The 20,369-nt window shown below is 70.9% G+C and carries 20 protein-coding genes; 19 read left to right on the plus strand and 1 reads right to left on the minus strand.

What is annotated here, in order from left to right:
* Window positions 1-50 precede the first annotated feature (50 nt).
* The 5 genes from KCH48_RS02940 (at window position 51) to KCH48_RS02965 (ending at window position 7,710) form a co-directional block, all read left to right on the plus strand.
* Entirely contained in the window at window positions 51-851 is an 801-nt protein-coding gene (locus KCH48_RS02940; protein ID WP_210570076.1) for an SDR family NAD(P)-dependent oxidoreductase, read from the plus strand.
* Between the two features lie 206 nt (window positions 852-1,057).
* On the plus strand, window positions 1,058-2,221 hold the full coding sequence (locus tag KCH48_RS02945) for an acyl-CoA dehydrogenase family protein (protein ID WP_210570078.1): 1,164 nt from the start codon (window positions 1,058-1,060) through the stop codon (window positions 2,219-2,221).
* A gap of 64 nt (window positions 2,222-2,285) precedes the next feature.
* A complete protein-coding gene (locus tag KCH48_RS02950) occupies window positions 2,286-4,232 on the plus strand; it encodes an FAD-dependent oxidoreductase (RefSeq protein WP_210570080.1) in 1,947 nt (648 codons plus the stop codon).
* 403 nt (window positions 4,233-4,635) lie between these two features.
* Entirely contained in the window at window positions 4,636-6,093 is a 1,458-nt protein-coding gene (locus tag KCH48_RS02960; RefSeq protein ID WP_210570084.1) for an aldehyde dehydrogenase, read from the plus strand.
* 87 nt (window positions 6,094-6,180) lie between these two features.
* Window positions 6,181-7,710 carry a GMC family oxidoreductase gene (locus KCH48_RS02965; protein ID WP_210570086.1) on the plus strand — a complete coding sequence of 510 codons (1,530 nt, stop codon included), beginning with the start codon at window positions 6,181-6,183 and terminating at the stop codon, window positions 7,708-7,710.
* 125 nt (window positions 7,711-7,835) lie between these two features.
* Here the strand turns inward: KCH48_RS02965 and KCH48_RS02970 are convergent, their stop codons facing one another.
* Entirely contained in the window at window positions 7,836-8,699 is an 864-nt protein-coding gene (locus tag KCH48_RS02970; protein WP_210570088.1) for a 3-hydroxybutyryl-CoA dehydrogenase, read from the minus strand.
* A gap of 240 nt (window positions 8,700-8,939) precedes the next feature.
* Here KCH48_RS02970 and KCH48_RS02975 point away from each other — a divergent pair, with 240 nt between their 5' ends.
* The 14 genes from KCH48_RS02975 (at window position 8,940) to KCH48_RS03040 (ending at window position 20,345) form a co-directional block, all read left to right on the plus strand.
* The gene (locus KCH48_RS02975; RefSeq protein ID WP_210570090.1) at window positions 8,940-9,728 is read left to right on the plus strand and encodes an enoyl-CoA hydratase/isomerase family protein; all 789 of its coding nucleotides are present in this window, start codon (window positions 8,940-8,942) and stop codon (window positions 9,726-9,728) included.
* A 5-nt stretch (window positions 9,729-9,733) separates the two neighbouring features.
* Window positions 9,734-10,129: a Zn-ribbon domain-containing OB-fold protein gene (locus KCH48_RS02980; RefSeq protein ID WP_210570092.1), complete on the plus strand. Its 396-nt coding sequence runs from the start codon at window positions 9,734-9,736 to the stop codon at window positions 10,127-10,129.
* Entirely contained in the window at window positions 10,126-11,271 is a 1,146-nt protein-coding gene (locus KCH48_RS02985) for a thiolase family protein (RefSeq protein ID WP_210570094.1), read from the plus strand. Before KCH48_RS02980 ends, KCH48_RS02985 begins: the two co-directional genes overlap by 4 nt.
* An 18-nt stretch (window positions 11,272-11,289) precedes the next feature.
* On the plus strand, window positions 11,290-12,507 hold the full coding sequence (locus tag KCH48_RS02990; RefSeq protein WP_210570097.1) for an acyl-CoA dehydrogenase family protein: 1,218 nt from the start codon (window positions 11,290-11,292) through the stop codon (window positions 12,505-12,507).
* Window positions 12,504-13,478: a phosphotransferase family protein gene (locus tag KCH48_RS02995; RefSeq protein ID WP_210570099.1), complete on the plus strand. Its 975-nt coding sequence runs from the start codon at window positions 12,504-12,506 to the stop codon at window positions 13,476-13,478. The genes KCH48_RS02990 and KCH48_RS02995 overlap by 4 nt, the downstream gene beginning before the upstream one ends.
* A gap of 45 nt (window positions 13,479-13,523) precedes the next feature.
* Window positions 13,524-14,753 carry an acyl-CoA dehydrogenase family protein gene (locus KCH48_RS03000; protein WP_210570104.1) on the plus strand — a complete coding sequence of 410 codons (1,230 nt, stop codon included), beginning with the start codon at window positions 13,524-13,526 and terminating at the stop codon, window positions 14,751-14,753.
* Entirely contained in the window at window positions 14,750-15,547 is a 798-nt protein-coding gene (locus KCH48_RS03005; protein ID WP_210570105.1) for an SDR family oxidoreductase, read from the plus strand. The genes KCH48_RS03000 and KCH48_RS03005 overlap by 4 nt, the downstream gene beginning before the upstream one ends.
* A complete protein-coding gene (locus KCH48_RS03010; RefSeq protein WP_210570107.1) occupies window positions 15,544-16,317 on the plus strand; it encodes an SDR family NAD(P)-dependent oxidoreductase in 774 nt (257 codons plus the stop codon). The genes KCH48_RS03005 and KCH48_RS03010 overlap by 4 nt, the downstream gene beginning before the upstream one ends.
* Complete coding sequence (locus KCH48_RS03015) at window positions 16,314-17,117, plus strand: enoyl-CoA hydratase/isomerase family protein (RefSeq protein ID WP_210570110.1); 804 nt, start codon at window positions 16,314-16,316, stop codon at window positions 17,115-17,117. The genes KCH48_RS03010 and KCH48_RS03015 overlap by 4 nt, the downstream gene beginning before the upstream one ends.
* 47 nt (window positions 17,118-17,164) lie before the next feature.
* Complete coding sequence (locus KCH48_RS03020; protein ID WP_210570112.1) at window positions 17,165-18,313, plus strand: acetyl-CoA C-acetyltransferase; 1,149 nt, start codon at window positions 17,165-17,167, stop codon at window positions 18,311-18,313.
* Between the two features lie 85 nt (window positions 18,314-18,398).
* Window positions 18,399-19,022 carry a TetR/AcrR family transcriptional regulator gene (locus KCH48_RS03025; protein ID WP_210570114.1) on the plus strand — a complete coding sequence of 208 codons (624 nt, stop codon included), beginning with the start codon at window positions 18,399-18,401 and terminating at the stop codon, window positions 19,020-19,022.
* 192 nt (window positions 19,023-19,214) lie between these two features.
* Entirely contained in the window at window positions 19,215-19,595 is a 381-nt protein-coding gene (locus tag KCH48_RS03030) for a nuclear transport factor 2 family protein (RefSeq protein WP_210570116.1), read from the plus strand.
* On the plus strand, window positions 19,592-19,969 hold the full coding sequence (locus KCH48_RS03035) for a hypothetical protein (RefSeq protein ID WP_165256547.1): 378 nt from the start codon (window positions 19,592-19,594) through the stop codon (window positions 19,967-19,969). Before KCH48_RS03030 ends, KCH48_RS03035 begins: the two co-directional genes overlap by 4 nt.
* Window positions 19,970-20,018: 49 nt before the next feature.
* Window positions 20,019-20,345, plus strand: a complete 327-nt coding sequence (locus KCH48_RS03040) for an EthD family reductase (protein WP_210570118.1) — start codon at window positions 20,019-20,021, stop codon at window positions 20,343-20,345.
* Window positions 20,346-20,369 lie beyond the last annotated feature (24 nt).

Consider the following 20,369-nt stretch of genomic DNA (forward strand, 5'->3'; position numbering starts at 1 on the left):
GCGTGCGGTGAAGTCCATGTACGGAGTTCGGTCAAGGAGTGATCGGTTTGATGCACGGAGATGGTCAGGCGGACAGGTTCACGGGCAAGGTCGCGATGGTGACGGGCGCCGGCTCCGGCATGGGCGCGGCGGTCGCCCGGCAGTTGTCCGCGGAAGGGGCGCGGGCCGTCGTCCTGGCGGATGTGAACGGCGACGGCGCCGCGGACGTCGCCAAGGAACTGCCCGTCGGGCGGCCGGTCACCCTCGACGTGGCGAACGCGGCGGGCGTCGACGGCGCCGTCCAGGACGTACTGCGCCGGTACGGACAGCTCGACGTCCTGGTGCACGCGGCCGGGGTCGACGACCCCGAGGCCAAGCGGCGCATCGCGGAAGCGGTGGTCGAGGGGCGGCCGGCCGAAGTGACCGATTCCCTCGACGACGCGTCCTGGCGGCGCGTCATGCGGGTGAACCTGGACGGCACCTTCCATGTGCTGCGCGCCGGCGTGCGGGCCATGCGGCCCTTCGGGGCCGGGGCGATCGTGGTGATCGGCTCGTCGTCGGCCTTCGACACCCCGGTCGGCTACCCCCATTACGCCGCCTCCAAGGCGGGTGTGCACGCCCTGAGTCAGGCCGTGGCCAAGGAGGTCATCGCGTCCGGGATCCGCGTGAACGTGGTGGCTCCGGGGCCGACGGAGACGGGGATGGCGGCGCGCACCCCGGAGGCGCTGCGTGCCGGATTCGCCGACCCGCGGCTGCGCCCGTACGCGACACCCGAGGAGATCGCCGACATCGCACTCTTCCTGGCCAGTGATGCCGCGGCGAACCTGGTCGGCGCGGTGCTGCTCGCCAACGGCGGGCGGTTCACTGTCTGATCGCTGTCTGGGCGGTTTCCGGTCCGCCCCGCCCTGTCGGGCCTGTCGGGAACTGACGAGGCCCGAATCGACTCGTGCACGGGTCTTGCCCGGTCCGGACAGTGATGCCTATGTTCATGAATTGAGTTCAGTTCTTAGGTCATAGTGTTGGCTCAGAGTTCCTGTCTTGATGCCGTTCTCCAGCACACGAGCACGATGGAGACCCCATGCACCCTCGCCACCCCGAGATCGACCCCCAGCTGCTGTCCGAAACCGACGAACAGCGGCAACTCCGCACCGTTCTGCGGGACTTCTACACGGAGGCGAGCGGTCCCGAGGACGTCCGCAAGCATCTGGCCACCCCGCGTGGATACGACGAAGTGCTCTGGACACGACTCGCCGGCGAGATCGGTGTCCACGGACTGGCCGTGCCGGAGGAGTACGGCGGGTCGGGCTACACGTTCGCCGAACTGGCCGTGGCCCTGGAGGAATCCGGGCGCGCCCTGTACTGCGCGCCCCTGTTGCCCACGGTGGCCCTCGCCGCCCACGCCCTGCTGCACAGCGGCGACCGGGACGCATGCGAGCGCTACCTGCCGCGGATCGCGGACGGCACGCTCACCGCGACCGTGGCCGGGTTCGACGCCGGAGAGTCCGAGGAGCCCGGCGACCCCGCCGTCACCGCCGAGCAGGGCGGCTCCGGCTGGGTGCTGCGCGGTCAGGCGGACTTCGTGCTCGACGGGGCCGGAGCGGACCTCATCCTGGTACGGGCCCAAACGCCCGCCGGCGCCCGGCTGTTCGCGTGCGAACCGACCCCGGACACCTGCCTGCGGACGGCGCGCCGCGTCCTGGACGAGACGCGCCGCCAAGCGCTGGTGGAGTTCCGCGGGGCACCGGCCACTGCCGTCGGCACGGCGGAAGCCACCGGCGACACGGTCTCGGCGACCCTCGACACCGGGCGGGCCGCACTGGCGGCCGAACAGGTCGGCGGCAGCGGGCACGCACTGGACGCCACGGTCGAATTCACCGCACAGCGCCACCAGTTCGGGCGTCCCATCGGTTCCTTCCAGGCCGTCAAGCACCGGCTGGCCGATGTGCTGGTCGCGCTGGAGGCGGCGCGCTCGGCGTCCGCGTACGCGAGTGCCTGCGCCGCCGTCGGCTCGCCGCAACTGCCGGTGGCCGCGAGCGCCGCCGCCGTGGTCTGCTCCGAGACCTTCCGGCTGGCGACGGCCGAGTACGTCCAACTGCACGGCGGCATCGGCTTCACCTGGGAGCACCCGGCGCATCTGTACGTACGCCGCGCACGCAGCAGCGAGGTGCTGTTCGGCACCGCGGACCGGCACCGGACCCGACTCGCCGAACTCATCGGTCTCTCCACACGGTCCGCTGCCTGAACAGGCAAAGAGAGCAGGCAGTCAGAGCAGACGACAGGCAGTCAGAGCAGACGAAGAGAGCCGCATGACGTCACGCACCGCGCCCGCCCTCGCCGCGCCGTTCACGCTCGGCGGTCTCACCCTCCGCAACCGTCTTGTCGCCACCGCCCACGCCACCGCAGCCGTCACCGAGGGTGCCCCCACCGAGACCGACGCGGCCTACTGGAGACGGCTGGCCCAGGGTGGCGCCGGGATGGTGATCACCGGAGGTACCGCCGTGGCCCCCGAGTCGACTCTGCCGCAGCGGTATCTGACCGAAGCGTGGCGCCCCGAGATCAAGGACGCCGTGCGCCGCCGCGCCGAGGCCATCACCGACGGGGGAGCCGTGGCCGTCGCGCAACTCGTCCACCTCGGCCGGGAGACCCTGGGCGCCGGCACCTACTACGCGCCGGTCTCCGCCGCGGCCGTCCGCTCGCCCCGCGAGGCGACCGCGCCCCACCCGCTGAGCACGGAAGAAGTGCGCGGCGTCGTCGACGCCTTCCGTATCTCGGCGGCGAACAGCGTGCAGGCCGGCTTTCACGGCGTGGAACTGCACGCCGGCCACGGCTATCTGCTCGCCCAGTTCCTGTCCCGGGTCAACAACACCCGCGACGACGAGTACGGCGACCGGATCGCCCTGCTCGCCCAGGTGATCGACGCGATCCGCACCGAGATCGGTGAACTCCCCATCGGCGTACGGGTGTCGGTGGAGCCCGGCGAGGACTCCGGACTCGGCCTGGACGACCTGACCGAACTGCTTCCGCGTCTCTGCGCCGCCTCGCCCTTCGCGTACGTCAACGTCACCACCGGTGTCCGCAACACCTACGTCCCCGGCATGGCCACCGCCCGCCCACCGCTGCTGGAGTCCGTGGCCAGGCTCCGCGCGGCAGTCGCACTGCCGCTCCTGGTCAGCCAGAGCTTCCGGACGGTCGCCGACATCGAGCGGGCGCTGGATTCCGGGGCCGATCTGGTCGGCATGGCCCGCCCGTTCATCGCCGACCCGGACTTCGCCCGCAAGGTGATCGCGGGCGACGAGCGATCCGTACGCCCCTGCACGGGCTGCAACGAGGGCTGCCGGACCTTCGAGCCCACGGGGTCGTGCGCGGTGAACCCCGAGCTGGGCCCGCCGGGAGCGGCCACCCGCCCGGCCGTACCGCTGCTGCTCACCCGGCCGGGCAGCCGGAACCACCCTGTCGCCGTTGTGGGGGCGGGCCCCGCCGGCATGGAGTGCGCGATGGCCCTCGCCCGGTCCGGCGCCGAGGTGACCGTCTTCGACACGGCCGGGTATGCGGGCGGACAGGCCCGCCTCGCCTCCCTCGCCCCGCACCGCTCCGGCTGGCAGAGGTTCGTCGACTATCAGCGCGACCAGCTCACCGACCTCGGGGTGCGCGTATCGCTGGGGACCTCCCTGGGAGCGGACGATCTGGCGGCGTACTCCCAGGTCGTGCTCGCCACCGGCGCCGAGGAAGCGTCCGTCCCCGTGCCGGGCGAGCTGGCGACCCTCACAAGTACGGAGTTCCTGCGCCGGTATGCGGATGTCGTCCCCGACGCGGCAGGCGTCGTCGTCCTCGACGACGGCTTCGGCTGGTGGCAGGGCATCAGCGCCGTCGAGAGCGCGCTGGCGGCCGGTGCCCGGGAGGTCACCGTCATCACCCCCGGCACCGGGTTCGCGACGGGTCTTTCGCCGGAGAACCGCACCCAGCTGATGAACCGGCTCACCGGTGCGCCCTTGCGCGTCGTCACGATGAACACCGTGACCTCGACAACCACCGAGGGCGTACGCCTGCGCCATGTCCTGGACGGTCAGGAGACACACCTCCCCGCCGACGTCCTGGTCACCGTCGGTGAACGCCGCCCGCGCCGCCCTCACTTCACCCCGGGCCCCCACCAGACGGTCCGCGCGGTCGGCGACTGCGTCGTGCCGCGCCGTATCGCGCACGCGGTCGCGGAGGGGCGTGCGGCCGCGGAGGCCGTCGCCGCGAGGCCGCTGTGACGAACCGGCCCAACGCGCTGGCCGCCCCGCCGGGTGCGGCCAGCGCGGCAGCACCTGGCCCGGGCCGGGCTCCGGCACCGCGACGCAGCGCACCGTGGGCGACGGTCCGGTCGTGGGTGACGGTCCGGCCGTGGGTGAGGAATCTCCGTCGGCCGGGCCGACCCGGGACGCCCCCGTCCGGGTTCCGGCCCAAGCCCTCACGACGCCGGAGAACCGACGTCGTGCACCGCGGGGGTCGGCCGACGGACCTCCGCTCCCTTCCACCGTGTGCACCCGGGGCGATGCCCTGCGGCCGGCCGTGCGACCGGAAACCGAGCCCGCATCTCCTGCCCCGCACCCTCCTCCCCGCACCCCTCCGCCCCACACCTTCCGCGCAGTGTTTCCGCAGAGAGGCAGTCACCCCATGGCACACCACTACGACCGCATCCTCATCGGAGGACGGCTCACCGCCCCCTCCACCGACCGCGTCGCGCAGGTCGTCTCACCCAGTACCGAGGAGGTCATAGGCCACGTCCCGCTGGCCTCCACGGAGGACATCGACGCCGCCGTCGCCTCGGCCCGGCATGCCTTCGACGCCGGCCCCTGGCCGAGCTGGACCGTGAGCCGGCGCGCCGCGGCCCTGCGCGACCTCGCCGACCGCCTCGACACGCGGGCGGCGGAACTGGCCGAGCTGGCCATGGCCGAGACCGGCAGCCCACGCGGCTTCGCCGAGGGCTACTTCGCCGTCGCGCCCTCCCACTACCTTCGCTTCTACGCCTCGTTGGCCGAGGAGTTCGTCTTCGAGGAGGAGCGGGTCAACGGACCGACCCGCACCCTGATCGTGCGCGAGCCCGTCGGTGTCGTCGTGGCCATCCCCGCCTGGAACGGCCCACTCACGCTGACCGCCCAGAAGATCGCCGCCGCCCTCATGGCCGGCTGTACGGTCGTCGTCAAGGCGCCCGTGCAGGACCCGCTCGCCTGCCATGTGTTCGCCGAGGTCGTCGCCGAATCGCAGGTGCCCGAGGGCGTCATCAGCCTGTTCGCCGCCGATGTCGCGGAGAGCGAGTACCTGGTCGCCCACCCCGGTGTGGACAAGGTCAGCTTCACGGGCAGTACGGCGATCGGCGCCCGCATCGCCGAAGTATGCGGCCGCGACATCCGCCGTACGACGCTGGAACTCGGCGGCAAGTCGGCGGCGATCGTCCTTGACGACGCCGACATCGACACCGTCGTCCCTGCTCTCGTCGGCTGCGGCGCCGCCTTCATGCAGGGCGAGATCTGCACCGCCCAGACCCGCATCCTGCTGCCGCGCGCCCGCTACGAGGAGTTCACCGAGGCCCTGGCCCGCCACATGAGCACCCTGCCCATCGGTGACCCGGCCGACCCCGCGACCGTGATCGGACCGCTGATCACCGAGGCGCACCGGGCGCGCGTCGAGGAGTACATCGCCCTCGGCAGGAAGGAAGGCGCCACCGTCGCCTGCGGCGGTGGCCGACCCGAGGGCCTGACGACCGGCTGGTACCTCGAGGCCACCCTCTTCACCGACGTCACCAACGACATGCGGATCGCACAGGAGGAGATCTTCGGCCCGGTCGTCGTCGCCATCCCGCACGACGGTCCCGACCATGCCGTCGAGCTGGCCAACGACTCCCCGTACGGGCTCTCCGGAACCGTCTGGACCCAGGACGAGGACGCCGCCCTCCGGATCGCCCGCCGCGTGCGCACCGGGACGTTCAGCATCAACAGCTACACCCTGGACATCAACGCGCCCTTCGGCGGCAGCAAGAAGTCGGGCATCGGCCGCGAGAACGGCCCCGAAGGCCTCGACGACTACCTCGAACCCAAGTCGATCGCCCTGTCGGGCGCGCCCCTGAACGGCTGAAAGACCGCCCGCTCCTTCACGAACCCGTTTCTCCACGAACCCGTTCTTTCCGAACCCTTCGTCTCAAAGAAGAGAAGAGAGGCAACCATGGCGCGTCGCATAGTGGTGTGTGGCGGAGGTTCCGCCGGTGGAGTCCTGGCCGCCCGGCTGAGCGAGGATCCCGCGAACACCGTCACGCTGGTCGAAGCGGGGCCCGACTACCGCACCGCGCAGGAGACCGCACCCGAGGTGCTCGACGCCGACCAGTTCGGATTCACCACCCATGACTGGGGCTACGAGTCGGCCGACCACGTCGTCGAGGGCGACAGCATCCCGATGTTCGGGATCGTCCAGCAGGGCGTCGTGCCCGTCCTGCGCGGCAAGGTCATCGGCGGCTCCTCGTCCGTCAACGGCGCCAACGCCCTGCGGCCCACACCCGAGGACTTCGCCCGCTGGACCGGACTCGGCAACGACCGCTGGTCCTGGGACGAGGTCCTGCCGTATCTGAAGAAGCTGGAGGACGACCCGGTAGGCGGGGAACTGCACGGCACCGAAGGCCCCGTACACATCGAGCGCTTCATCGAGGGCAACGGGCTGCGCCCCGTCATGTCCGCGTTCCTGGAGGCCTGCGCCCAGGCCGGCCACACCATTCACCAGGACATGAACGGCGCCGGCCGGCGCGGCGCGGGCCCGGTCCCCTTCAACCGCAAGGACGGCGTCCGCCAGAGCTCGGCCATCGCCTACCTCGGACCGGCCCGCGAACGCGACAACCTGACCGTGCTCGGCGGACAGACCGTCGACCGCGTGGAGTTCACCGAGGACGGGACGGCCCGCGCCGTGATCCTCGCCGACGGCACCGCTCTCGAAGCCGACCTGGTCGTCCTGTCGGCCGGAGCCATCGGCAGCCCGGCGATCCTGATGCGCTCGGGCATCGGGCCGCGGCGGCTGCTCGACAGGCTGTCCATCCCCACGACCCAGTGCCTCGAAGGCGTCGGCAGGAACCTCCGCGACCACCCCATGGTGTACCTCACCTACGCCGTGGACGAGGCGACGGTCGGCGAACTCATGCCCCCCTTGCAGACCGCCCTGGCGTTCTCCTCGGCAGGGGCAGGCAGCCAGGGCGAAGTCGACCTGCACGCATTGCCGTTCACCATGGAGCCAGGGGTGATGCTGGTGCCCCTCGCTGTGGTCCGCCCGTACTCGCTGGGCAGGGTGGAGATCACCTCACGCGACCCTGATGCCGACCCGTCGATCCGGCTCGGCCTGCTGGACCACCCAGACGACCTGCGGCGCATGGTGGCCGGCATCCGCCAGGTCCGGGAGATCATGGGCTCCGGCCCACTGGAGAAGTACGTACGCGCGGAGCAGTGGCCCGGACCCGAGGCGACCACGGACGCCGACCTGACCCGCGCCGTCCTGCAGGGCAAGAACACCTACTGCCACGCCGTGGGCACCTGCGCGATGGGCGGTGAGGGCACGCCGAACGCCGTGGTCGACCAGAGCGGCAAGGTGCACGGCCTCGACGGGCTGTACGTGGTCGACGCCTCGATCATGCCGGACATCCCGGCCACGCCGACCAACACCACCGTGATGATGATGGCCGAGCGCTGCGCGGACGAACTGCGCCGGAACGCCTGACCGGCCGCGGCACAGGTGCCTGCCGGTCCTCCCGAACCAGAGCGCGCGGTTGCGGGGCAGGGGGGCGGCGGGCGCCTGGCCGTCACGACGGCCTCGACGCACGCCGGTCCCCGGCCCTGGACGGCTTATGTCTCGTACACGTAGAACCCCCGGCCGCTCTTACGGCCGAGGTGGCCCGCGGCGACCATGCGGCGCAGGAGCGGGGGAGCGGCGTACAGCGGTTCCTTGTACTCCTCGTACATCGACTCGGCGACGGCCTGTGCCGTGTCCAGGCCGATCAGGTCGAGCAGCCGCAGCGGACCCATCGGGTGGGCGCAGCCGAGCTCCATGCCGCTGTCGATGTCCTCCACGCGCGCCATTCCGGACTCGACCATGCGGATCGCGGAGAGCAGGTACGGCACCAGCAGCGCGTTGACCACGAAGCCCGAGCGGTCCGGCGCCTGGACGACCGTCCTGCCCAGCTGTTCGGCGGCGAAGCCGCGGGCGCGGGTCAGGGTGTCGGCGCCGGTGGTGAGGGCGGGGATCACCTCGACCAGCTTCTGCACCGGTACCGGATTGAAGAAGTGCAGCCCCACGACATGGGAGGCCCGGCCGGTGGCCACGGCGAGATCGACGACGGGGATCGAGGACGTGTTGGTGGCGAGGACGGCCTCCGGGTCGGTGACCGCCTTGTCCAGCTGACGGAAGACGTCCAGCTTCACCTCCCGGTTCTCGGCGACGGCCTCCACGACGAACTGCCGGTCGGCAAGGTCGCCCAGGTCGTGGGTGAAGGAGAGCCGGGCCAGGGCCTGGTCGCGGTCGGCTTCGGTGAGCTTTCCGCGCCGCAGCCCGCGATCGAGGGAGGCGGTGACACGGTCGCGGCCGGCGGCGGCCAGTTCGGGGCTCGATTCGGCGACGGTCACATCGAGACCGCGCAGTGCGGCGACCTCGGCGATGCCGGAGCCCATGAGGCCGCAGCCGACGATGCCGAGACGGGAGATGCCGGACATGAAGGTCCTTCCGGGGTGCGGTCATTGGGAGGGGGAGGACCCCTCCGTCATATTGAACCGAAGTAGGTATGCTCCTCAAGAGCGAGTTTGAATCAGGTTCGGTTCGATCATTGGCGTGATCTCTCTTGCTTGGATCGCAGGATCCCTTCACCTGATGAATCAGTCTCGATCTAAGGGTTGACAGGACATCTTCCCCCTCCCAGACTCGTAGTGAATTCAGTTCAATCTGGAGGCGAAGAGATGGCAGTGGAAGACGAGATCCAGTTCGAGCGTGACGGCCACGTCGCCCGTGTCTGGCTCAACCGCCCGTGGAAGAAGAACTGCGTCACCGTGCCGATCCTGAACCGGCTCGACGAGATCATCACCGAGGTCGACGAGGACCCCGAGCTGCGCGTTCTGGTGTTCCGCGGTCGTGGCGGGACCTTCTGCTCGGGCTTCGACCTCGACAGCCTGAAGGCGGAGTACGTCGGCAAGTCGAACGCGATCGACGTCGCGGTGAAGTCCGCGAAGGTCTGCGACCGCCTCTACTCGATGAAGACCCCCTCGGTCGCCGTCCTGGAGGGCCACGTCACCGCCGGCGGCTTCGAGATCATGATCTCCTGCGACTTCGCCATCTCCGCGGACGACGCCAAGATCGGCGACTTCCACATCCGCCGTGCGCTGTTCGGCGGAGCCGGCCCGATCTACCGGGTGCCGCGCATGATCGGCATCCGCAAGACCAAGGAGCTGATGCTCACCGGCAAGCTGCTCTCCGGGGTCGAGGCCGCGGAGTTCGGGCTGATCAACAAGTCCGCCCCGGCCGACAAGCTGGACGCGACGGTCGAGGACTTCATCGGCGACCTCGTCGACAAGAGCCCCTTCACCATGTGGCTCACGAAGATGACGATCGACCGCAGCCTGGACGCCGACACCCAGTCGCTGATGGTGATGGAGCACCTCGCCGTGGGCGTGGCGCTCAACTCCGAGGACGCGAACGAAGGCGTGTCGGCGTTCCTGGAGAAGCGCGAACCCAAGTGGACGGGACGCTGATCCGGATGGCCACGGATCCGCGGAGTCCGACCGCCACCGCCGTCGGGCTCCAGGGCTCACGCTGCTCCGGCGACGGCTGCGCGGTGACGGTCTACCCCGCGGATGACGCGTGCCCGCGCTGCGGGGGACCGGCCGATCCGGTCGTCCTCCACGGCACCGGCACGCTGTGGACCTGGACGGTGCAGCGGTACGCCCCCAAGTCCCCGCCCTATCAGGCCCCGCCCGGCGGCTTCGTGCCGTTCGCGCTCGGTTACGTCGAGCTGGTGGAAGGCGTGCGGGTGGCCGCCGCACTCGAGGTCGACGACCTCGACGACGTCCGCATCGGCATGCCCCTCACCGTGACCGCGGGCCACGGCGTCCCACGGGCCAGGCCCACGACCCCCGGCGAGGAGGGCTCATGAGTACCGACGTACTGATCTGCGGCGCCGGGCGCACCCCGTTCGGCCGGTCGGAGACGAGTGGCCGGCAGTTGGCTGTCGGTGCGGTGAACGCCGCGCTGGCGGACGCCGGGATCGAGTGGTCGCGGGTGCGGGCCGCGTTCGGCGGCAGCGACAGCGCGGGCCTCGCCGACACTCTGGTGGCCCAACTCGGCCTGACCGGGCTGCCGTTCATCAACGTCAAGAACGGCTGCGCCACCGGCGGCAGCGCGCTGATCTCCGCCGTGAACGCGATCCGCTCCGGCATGGCGGACGTCGTCCTCGCGGTCGGCTTCGACAAACACCCGCGCGGCGCCTTCGACCCGCGGCCCGAGGACTGGGGGCTGGGAGCGGAGTACGGCAGCGACGGACTGATGGTGACCACCCAGTTCTTCGGCATGAAGATCCAGCGCTACATGTACGACCACGGAATCACGCCCCGCACTCTCGCCCTGGTCGCCGAGAAGGCGTACCGCAACGGCGGTCTGACCCCTGAGGCATGGCGGCGCAAGCCGGTGTCAGCCGAGGAGATCCTCGAATCCGGCATGGTCAGCGATCCGCTGACCCGCTACATGTTCTGCTCCCCGGGAGCAGGCGCGGCCGCGCTGGTGCTCTGCTCGCCCGAGGCCGCCCGCGCCCTGGACGGCCCGTCGGTCACCCTGCGCTCGGCGGCCGTACGCACCCGGCGGTTCGGCTCGTTCGAGGTGTTCAGCCCCTGGATTCCCGGGGGCGAGCTGACCAGCGTCAGCCGTGATGTCTCGGCTGCCGCCTTCGAGGAGGCGGGGATCGGGCCCGGCGAGATCGACGTCTGCCAGTTGCAGGACACCGAGAGCGGCGCCGAGGTCATGCACATGGCCGAGTGCGGGTTCTGCGAGGACGGCGAGCAGGAACGACTGGTCGCCTCCGGCGTCACCGAGATCGGCGGCGCCCTGCCGGTCAACACCGACGGCGGCTGCATCGCCAACGGCGAACCCATAGGCGCCTCGGGGCTGCGCCAGGTCTACGAGGTCGTCCAGCAGTTGCGCGGACGGGCCGGCGAACGCCAGGTCCCCGGTGAACCCAGGGTCGGCTTCACCCATGTGTACGGCGCACCCGGCGTGAGCGCCTGCACGGTGCTGTCCCGCTGAATGGAGGTGGAGGACGAGATGAGCGCCATCCCGGAACCCGAGGAGTTCCGTGCCCAGGCCAGGCAGTGGCTCGCCACGGTCGCCCGGCCGCGCGCGGAGCACGGCGAGTGGGGCAGCGGCTCCGACTCCGTCGCCGTCTTCGAGAACTGGAGCGAGGAACAGGAACACGAGCACACCGCCCGCATCCAGGAATGGGAACGCACCCGCTACGACCACGGCTGGGGTGCGCTCAACTGGCAGCAGGCGTACGGAGGCCGGGACCTGCCCGCGTACTACGAGCAGCTTTACCGGACCGAAGAGGCGGCCTTCGACGTGCCGCACCGCACCGAGGTCTTCCCGGTGACGCAGCAGCTCGTCGCCCCCGCGATCGGTATCTGGGGCACGGAGGAGCAGAAGCAGCGCTGGCTGCGGCCCATGCTCCGCACCGACGAGCTGGCCTGCCAGCTGTTCTCGGAGACCGAGGCCGGATCCGACCTCGCCGCGGTGCGGACGAAGGCGGTGCGCGACGGCGACAACTGGGTGCTGAACGGGCACAAGGTGTGGACCTCCGGGGCCCGCGTCGCAACCTGGGGCGTCGCGGTGTGCCGTACCGATCCGGAGGTACGCAAGCACGCCGGCATCACCGTCTTCCTGGTGCGCATGGACGCGCCGGGCGTGACGGTACGGCCCATCCAGCAGATGACCGGCGGCACCAGCTTCAACGAGGTCTACCTGGACGGCGTGATGGTGCCCGACACCGACCGGCTGGGACCGGTCGGCGAGGGCTGGCGGGTCACGCTCAGTGTGCTGGCCGCCGAGCGGCTCGACTCCGGCAACCTCGGCCTGGACAACGCCGACCGGGCACTGGAACTGGCCGGGAACCTGCCCCGCCCGCTCACCGGCAGCGAACAGCAGCGGGCCGCCGACCTCCACATCCGCACCCTCGTCCAGCGGCTCATCGGACTGCGGGTGACCGCCGCCCTCGTCGCCGGACGAGAGCCCGGCGCGGAGGCCTCGGTCGGCAAGCTCTACGCCACCGAGACCATGCGGCGCACCAGCGATCTGGTCTCGGAACTGCTGGGCCCGAGCCTCGTCGCGGACACGGGGGAGTGGGGCACCTACGCCTGGACGGAGCACCTGCTCGGCGCTCCTGGCTACAGCATCGCGGGCGGCACCGACGAGATCCAGCACAACATCCTCGCCGAACGCGTCCTCGGCCTGCCCAAAGAGCCGCTGCCCAAGGAGCCCGTCCGATGAGCACGGCCACCGAGGTGCCTCAGCTGGCCGTCCGGGTCCGCGACCGGCTCGCCCGCCGTCATCCAGGCACTCCCATAGGCGAGTTGACGGTGCTGCCCGGCGGCCACTCGGGGCTGACGTACTCGGTTACGGCAGGCGATGCCAAGTACGTCGTCAAGGCGGTGCCTCCGGGGCAGCGGCCCGTGGGACGCAACGATGTGCTGCGCCAGGCGCGGGTACTGGGTGCGCTGGCCGGGTCCGCGGTGCCGGTGCCGGGCGTCGCCGCAGTCGACGAGACACAACCAGCGTGGTTCGCCATGGACTTCGCGGCCGGGGAGGCCGTCGAGCCCGTACTCGACGAGCCCGAGGTGCCCGCCGCCACGGCCCGCGCCAGAATGCTGGAGATCGCTTCCGTCCTGCGGCGGCTGCACGCCACCGACACCCGTACGCCCGGGCTCGACGCACCCGAACCGCTCGACGCGGCAGGTGAGTTGGAGCGATGGAGCCGCACCCTGCACGCCGTGCCACCCGAACTCCGGCCGGGCGGCGAGGAGTTGCTGGCCCGCCTCGCCGCTGATGTGCCCGGCGGCCTCCCACCGGTTCTGCTCCACGGCGACTTCCGGCTCGGCAACGTGCTGTGCGTCGGCGAGCGCGCGGTGGCCGTCGTCGACTGGGAGATCTGGAGCGTCGGCGACCCGCGCATCGACCTCGGCTGGTTCCTGCTCTTCGCCGACCACCGCAACTTCCCTCAGCTGGGGCGCGCCGTACCCGGCCTGCCCACCGAGGCCGAACTGCTGGACGCCTATCTCGACGGCCGGCCCGCGCTGCCCGCGATGGACTGGTTCCGGGCGCTCGGCCGCATGAAGATGGCCGCGATCATGGGCCACAACCTGCGCCGGCACCGCGAGGGCAAGCACCACGACCCGGACCAGGAGCGACTGCCGCCCACCATCGCCGCGATGATCCGCACGGCACGCGACATCCTCGGCTGATCCGGACCGACCACACGAACCCCGGCACCCCGGACAGGAGCAATCGTGGATTTCGGATTCTCGCCACGGGCGAGTGAACTCCAGGACCGCATGCGGTCGTTCATGGACCAGCACGTCTTCCCCGCGGAAGCGGTCTACGACCGGCAGCTGGCCGAGGCGGACGATCCGCACGCGCTGCCGTCCGTGATGACCGAACTGAAGGAGAAGGCACGGGCCGAGGGCCTGTGGAACCTGTTCATGGCGCACGGTGACTGGGGCGCGGGGCTCACCAACCTCGAGTACGCGCCGCTCGCCGAGCTGGCGGGCCGCTCCGTCATCGGCCCCGAGGTGTTCAACTGCTCGGCGCCCGACACCGGCAACATGGAACTGCTCGCGCTGTACGGCACACCCGAGCAGCAGGAACGCTGGCTCAAGCCCCTGCTGGACGCGGAGATCCGCTCGTGCTTCGCCATGACCGAGCCGGAGGTCGCCAGCTCTGACGCCCGCAACATCCGCACCCGTATCACCCGCGACGGCGACAGCTACGTCGTCAATGGCCGCAAGTGGTACACGTCCGGGATCCTCGACCCCGACTGCAAACTGATCATCCTGATGGGCAAGACCGACCCGGACGCGCCCACCTACCGGCAGCAGAGCATGCTGCTCATCCCCCGGGACACCCCGGGCATCACAGTCCTGCGCGACCTGCCGATGTTCGGCTACACCGACCGGCTCGGACACGGTGACGTGCTCTTCGAGGACGTCCGCGTGCCGGTGGAGAACATCCTCAGGGGCGAGGGCGAGGGCTTCGCGCTCGCCCAGGGGCGGCTCGGTCCGGGGCGGATGCACTACGCGATGCGCGCCGTCGGCTTCGCCGAACGCGCCCTGCAGCTGATGTGCGAGCGCGTCACCGCACGCATCGCCTTCGGCGGGCCCCTCGCCGACCAGGGCGTGGTGCGCGAGTGGATCGCCCGCAGCCGCATCGAGATCGAGCAGCTGCGCCTCCTCGTCCTGAAGTCCGCCTGGCTGATGGACACCGTCGGCAACGCCGCCGCCCGCATGGAGGTCGCCGCGATCAAGGTCGCGGCGCTGGAGGTCGCCCACAAGGTGGTCGACCGCGCGGTGCAGGCACACGGCGCGGCGGGAGTCAGCGACGACACCGTACTGGCCCGGCTGTACGCCATCACGCGGGCGCTGCGGATTGCCGACGGCCCGGACGAGGTGCATCTGCGGACCGTCGCCCGCCAGGAACTCGCCAAGTACAAGAAGACCGACACGAAGACGGGGGCAGCGTGAGCGCCAACACCTACGACGGCGGCGGCAACACCCTCCGCGGCCGGGTCGCCGTCATCACCGGCGGATCCCGCGGCATCGGCCTGGGCATCGCCACCGCCTACCGGGCGGCCGGAGCGCACGTGGTGATCGCGGCCCGCAAGGCGGCCGGACTCGCCGCAGCGCGCGAGGAGTTGCTGCGGGTGAAGGGCGACGGCGACGTCCACACGGTGGTGGCCAACGCCGGTGAGCCCGACCAGGCCGAGGCCTGCGTCGACGAGACCATGATCCGCTTCGGCAGGGTCGACATCCTCGTCAACAACGCGGCGACCAACCCGTACCACGGCGATCTGCTCGACCTGGACCTGTCGCGCGCGGAGAAGACCGTTCGCGTCAACCAGTACGGCATGATCGCCTGGACCCGGTACGCCTGGCGGGCCTGGATGGCCGAGCACGGGGGAGCGGTGGTCAACATCGCCTCCGTCGGCGGGCTGATCGTCGATCCGCACATCGGCTACTACAACGCCACCAAGGCCGCCATGCTGCACATGACCCGGCAGCTCGCCTACGAACTCGGGCCGCGGGCACGGGTGAACGCCATCGCCCCCGGACTGATCAAGACGGAGCTGGCGCGGGCGGTGTGGGAGGTGCGCGAGCCCATCCTCACCGCCAAGCTGCCGCTGCGGCGCCTCGGCACGGTGGACGACGTGGCCAACGCGGCGCTGTTCCTGGCCTCCGACGCCTCCTCCTGGATGACCGGCCAGACCCTGGTGCTCGACGGCGGCGCGACCGCCCTGCCGATCGGGGTGGACGAGTGAGCGCGCCGCGATCCGCCGCCGAACTCTTCTCACTGGAGGGCAGGACAGCGATCGTCACCGGCGCTTCCGCCGGGCTCGGCGCACGCTTCGCCGCCGTCCTCGCGCAGGCCGGCGCCACCGTGTTCGCCGCCGCCCGCCGCACCGACCGGCTGAAGGAACTCGCCGACTCCGACGCGCGCATCCACCCCGTCGCCTGCGACGTGTCCCTCGAAGCCGACCGTACGCGGCTGACGGAGACGGCACTGGCCGCCACCGGCCGCATCGACGTCCTGGTCAACAACGCGGCGACGTCCGGCGAGACGCGCGCCGAGGACGAGTCCCCGGAAGCCTTCGCCGACGTCCTGGGCGTCAACCTCACCGCTCCCTTTCACCTCGCCCGGCTCATCGCCGAAGGGCCCGGTCAAGCGGGCGGCACAAGCATCATCAACGTCTCCTCCATCCTCGGCCTGGTGAGCGCCGCCCCTCTCGGCGGCGCGAGCTACTCGGCGTCCAAGGCCGGACTGATCGGGCTGACCCGGGAGCTGGCCGGACAGTGGGGCGCGAGCGGCATCCGCGTCAACGCCCTCGCCCCGGGCTGGTTCCGCACCGAGATGACGGCGGACCTCTTCGGCGACGAGCGCTCCAGCCGCTGGGTCGAGCGCAACACCCTGCTGCGGCGCGGCGGCGACGGTCATGAACTCGACGGCGCGCTGCTGTACCTCGCCTCGGACGCCTCCTCGTACTGCACCGGGCAGGTCCTGACCGTCGACGGCGGCTGGACGGCGCGATGAGCGTCGGCATCGACATCCACGGCGACGGTCTGGCCCACGTCACCCTGCGCCGGGGCGAGGCGGGCAACGCCATCGGCCTCGACATGGCGCGCGGACTCCTCGACGCGGCGCGAGCCTGCGAGCGCGGGACCGTACGGGCCGTGCTGCTCACCGGCGAGGGGAAGTCCTTCTGCGTCGGCGGCGATCTCAGGGAGTTCTCCCGGCTCTCCGGCGAGGCACTGAAGAAGCACCTCACCGCGGTGACCGACGCGCTGCACGAGGCTCTGCGTACGTTCGCCGCGATCGACGCGCCGATGGTGGCCGCCGTGCGGGGCGCGGTCGCCGGCGCGGGCATCGGCCTGGCCGCGGCCGCCGACGTCACCCTCGCCGCCGACAACGCCTCGTTCACCGCCGCGTACACCGGTATCGGCTACTCACCGGACGCCGGAGTCAGCTGGTTCCTGCCCCGGCTCGTCGGACCCAAGCGAGCGCTGGATCTGCTGCTGACCAACCGCCGCATACCGGCGGCGGAAGCCGCGGCGATCGGACTGGTGAGCCGGGTCGTCGCCACCGACCAGCTGGCCGCCGAGGCCGCGCGCACGGCCGGGGCCCTGCGCCGCGGACCCACCGCCGCCCTCGGCACCACCCGCCGGCTCGTCGCCGCCGGGCTGACCGAGGACCTGGGCCCGCACCTGGACCGCGAGGCACGTGCGCTCGCCGCCGCGGCCGCCTCCGACGCGGGCCGCGAGGGCGTCGCCGCCTTCCTCGACAAGCGGACGCCGGACTTCACGCGCGTACCGCCCAGGATCTCCGGAACCTGATCCCGTACCCGAAACCCATGGAGCCCACCGTGCCCAGCCTGCCCACCGTGTCGGAAGCATTCATCGTCGGAGCCGTCCGCACCCCCGTCGGCCGCCGCAAGGGCGCGCTCAGCGGTGTGCACCCCGCCGACCTCGGCGCCCATGTGCTGCGCGCCCTGCTGGAGCGCACCGGCGCCGACCCGGGCGCGGTCGACGACGTGTACTTCGGGTGCGTCAGCCAGATCGGCGCACAGACCGGGAACATCGCACGCACCGCCTGGCTGTCGGCGGGACTGCCGCAGCACGTCCCCGGTACCACCATCGACCGCCAGTGCGGCTCCTCCCAGCAGGCCGTGCACTTCGCCGCCCAGGCGGTCGGCTCCGGCGCCGCCGACCTGGTGGTCGCCGGCGGCGTGGAGGTGATGAGCCTGGTGCCCATCGCGAGCCCGATGTTCGTCGGCGAACAGGCCGGCATGGGCAGCCCGTTCGCGGGCGACGGCTGGCGCGAGCACTTCGGGGACCAGGAGGTGTCGCAGTTCCGCGGGGCCGAGCTGATCGCCGAGAAGTGGGGCATCTCCCGTACGGACATGGAGCGGTTCGCGCTCACCAGCCACCAGCGGGCCCTCGCCGCCCAGGCCGACGGCGTCTTCGACGACGAGATCACCCCGGCGTTCGGGCTCGCCGCCGACGAGGGCCCGCGCGCCGACACCACGCTCGAGAAGATGGCGGGACTGAAGACCCTCACCGAGGACGGCCGGCTGACCGCCGCCGTCGCCAGCCAGATCTCCGACGGTGCCGCCGCCCTGCTGATCGCCTCCGGGGAGGCGGTACGCCGCCACGGTCTGACCCCGCTCGCACGCGTGCACACCATGGCTGTGGTCGGCTCCGACCCGATCCACATGCTGACCGGTCCGATCCCCGCCACCGAGAAGGTCCTGGACAGGGCCGGACTGTCGATCGACGAGATCGACCTGGTCGAGATCAACGAGGCCTTCGCCTCCGTGGTGCTGGCCTGGCAGAAGGAGATCGGCGCCGCCGAGGAACGGGTCAACGCCTTCGGCGGCGCCATCGCGCTCGGGCATCCGCTCGGCGCCACCGGCGCCCGGCTGATGACCACGCTCGTCCATCAGCTGCGCAGGACCGGCTCACGCTATGGGCTGCAGACGATGTGCGAGGGCGGTGGCATGGCCAATGCGACAGTGCTCGAGCGCCTTTGACCTGAAGTCGATTGGCAACTGAGTTCAGCTTGGGGCTACTCTCGGGTACCTACGAGGTGGGCGGCAGCCAGGAGACAGGTAGGTCATGGCGACAAGGATCGTTGAACCGGAAGCGGGGCCGAGGTCCAAGCGTGCCGCCATTCTGGCGGCTGCCGTCGACTGCTTCGGCGAGACAGGGTTCGAGGCCACCAAGTGGTCCACCGTGGCGGAGCGGGTCGGCATCGGGCAGACGGCGCTGTATCACTACTTCGAGTCGAAGACCCACTGCCTGCTCACCATCATGCGGCTGGAGCTCCAGCGCTCCCACGACAAGTTCACGGAGGCGACCGTGGACGTCGCCGACCCGGTCGAGGCGCTGCGGGCGGCCGTACGCGCGGCGTACGACGTCTCCGACCAGGAGGTCCTGCAGATGCGCATCCTGCAGAACCACATGGATCTGCTCTCGGGCGCCCGGAAGTCCAAGCGTGAGGAGGCCGAACGCGTCGCGGCCCGTCAGCTGGTCCAACTCGTCGAGCGGGACTGGACGAACCTTCTCGTACGGGGCATGTCGCAGGGCGCGTTCCCGCTGCGGGACGCGCAACTGCTGGGCTCGAGCTTGCTCGGCCTGATCGTCAGCGTCTGGCGGTGGTACCGGCCGTCGGGGCCGACACCGCTGTCGGAGGTCAGCGAACTGATCGAGGGCGCCTGCGTACGGATGGTCGCCACGTGACGCCCTGAGCGGCCCGCCCCGCTCTCCTCCTTGCCCCCTGCCGGACATCCGCCAGGGGGCTTCGTCGTTCCCGCTTCCGGCGCCGCGCTACCGCCGCGGAAGCTTCGTGACGCACTATTGCCAGGTCTGTTTCCACGGGATTACCATCCAAACTGAATTGAATTTGACTCAGGTTGATCTGAAGGGGCTCCTATGGCGTTGCGTGCGTACATGGCCAGCATGGACAGTGGGCGTCCCGAGCGGACACTGGACCTGCTCGAACCCGACTTCCGCTTCCTCATCGCCCTGCCGGGCAAGGAGGTCATCGGCAAGTCGAAGGAGGACTTCGCCGCATACATCGCCGGCCGCAATCCCGTGGACCGGGCGCACGAGATCCTGCGCTACAGCCGGGACGGCGACGTCGAAACCGTCTACGGGGTGGTGACGGAGGGCGGGCGGTACACCGGTTCCTTCCTGTCCGCGGCGGTCGTATCGCCCGCCGGACTCCTGGCGCGCTACCAGTCCTTCTTCACCACTTCCTTCGAGCTCGTCGACTGGTCCGGGCAGTCCACGAACGACGGGAGCCGGACATGACGGACACCTCGACCGCCGCCCCCTTCCTCACCGCATGGTTCGAGATCCTCGACGGGGACGAGCCGTCCAAGATCCTCGACCTGATCAGCGACGACTTCTCGCTCTCCATCCTGTTCTCCACCGGTGACGGCAACGCCACCGACTTCGCCGGCGACCGCGCCGCCCTCGTCGGCTACCTCGAACAGCGCGAGAAGGGCACCCGCACCCACCATCGGCTGTCGGCGACCACGCTCGGCCAGGACGAGCTGTTCCTGGGGGAGGTACGACGCGCCGGTGTCCCCGAGGCGAGCTTCGTCGCCGCGGGGCGGGTGAACGGCGAAGGCCGGCTTCAGCGCCTGCTGATCGGCCGCTCGTCCGAGATCCGCTTCGACTGACCAGACACTGACCCGAACACTGGGACCCGATCGCGTACGGAGGACCGTCATGTACAACCTCGTCCTGCTGGCAGCCCGGCCTCCGGAGTGGACGCACGAGCAGTTCATCGAGTGGTGGCGCGGCGACCACGCGGAGCTGACCTACCGCCTGCCCGGACTGCGCTCCTGGCGGCACACCGAGATCGATGCCGCCCTGGAGCCGCGCTCCGAAGGCTGGGACGGAATCTCCGTGCTCGGCTTCGACTCCCCGGAAGACCTCAAGAAGGCCCTCGCGAGCCGCGAATGGGCCGATGCCGTGGCACAGGTCGGCGACATGAAGGGCCGCCGCATCGCGGTGATGGGGCACGAGGCGGAGATGCTCGGCGGCGTTCAGTAGACGGAGTTCGGCACGCGCAGCGAG

The sequence above is a fragment of the Streptomyces sp. GESEQ-4 genome (assembly GCF_017948455.1).
Lineage (GTDB): Bacteria > Actinomycetota > Actinomycetes > Streptomycetales > Streptomycetaceae > Streptomyces.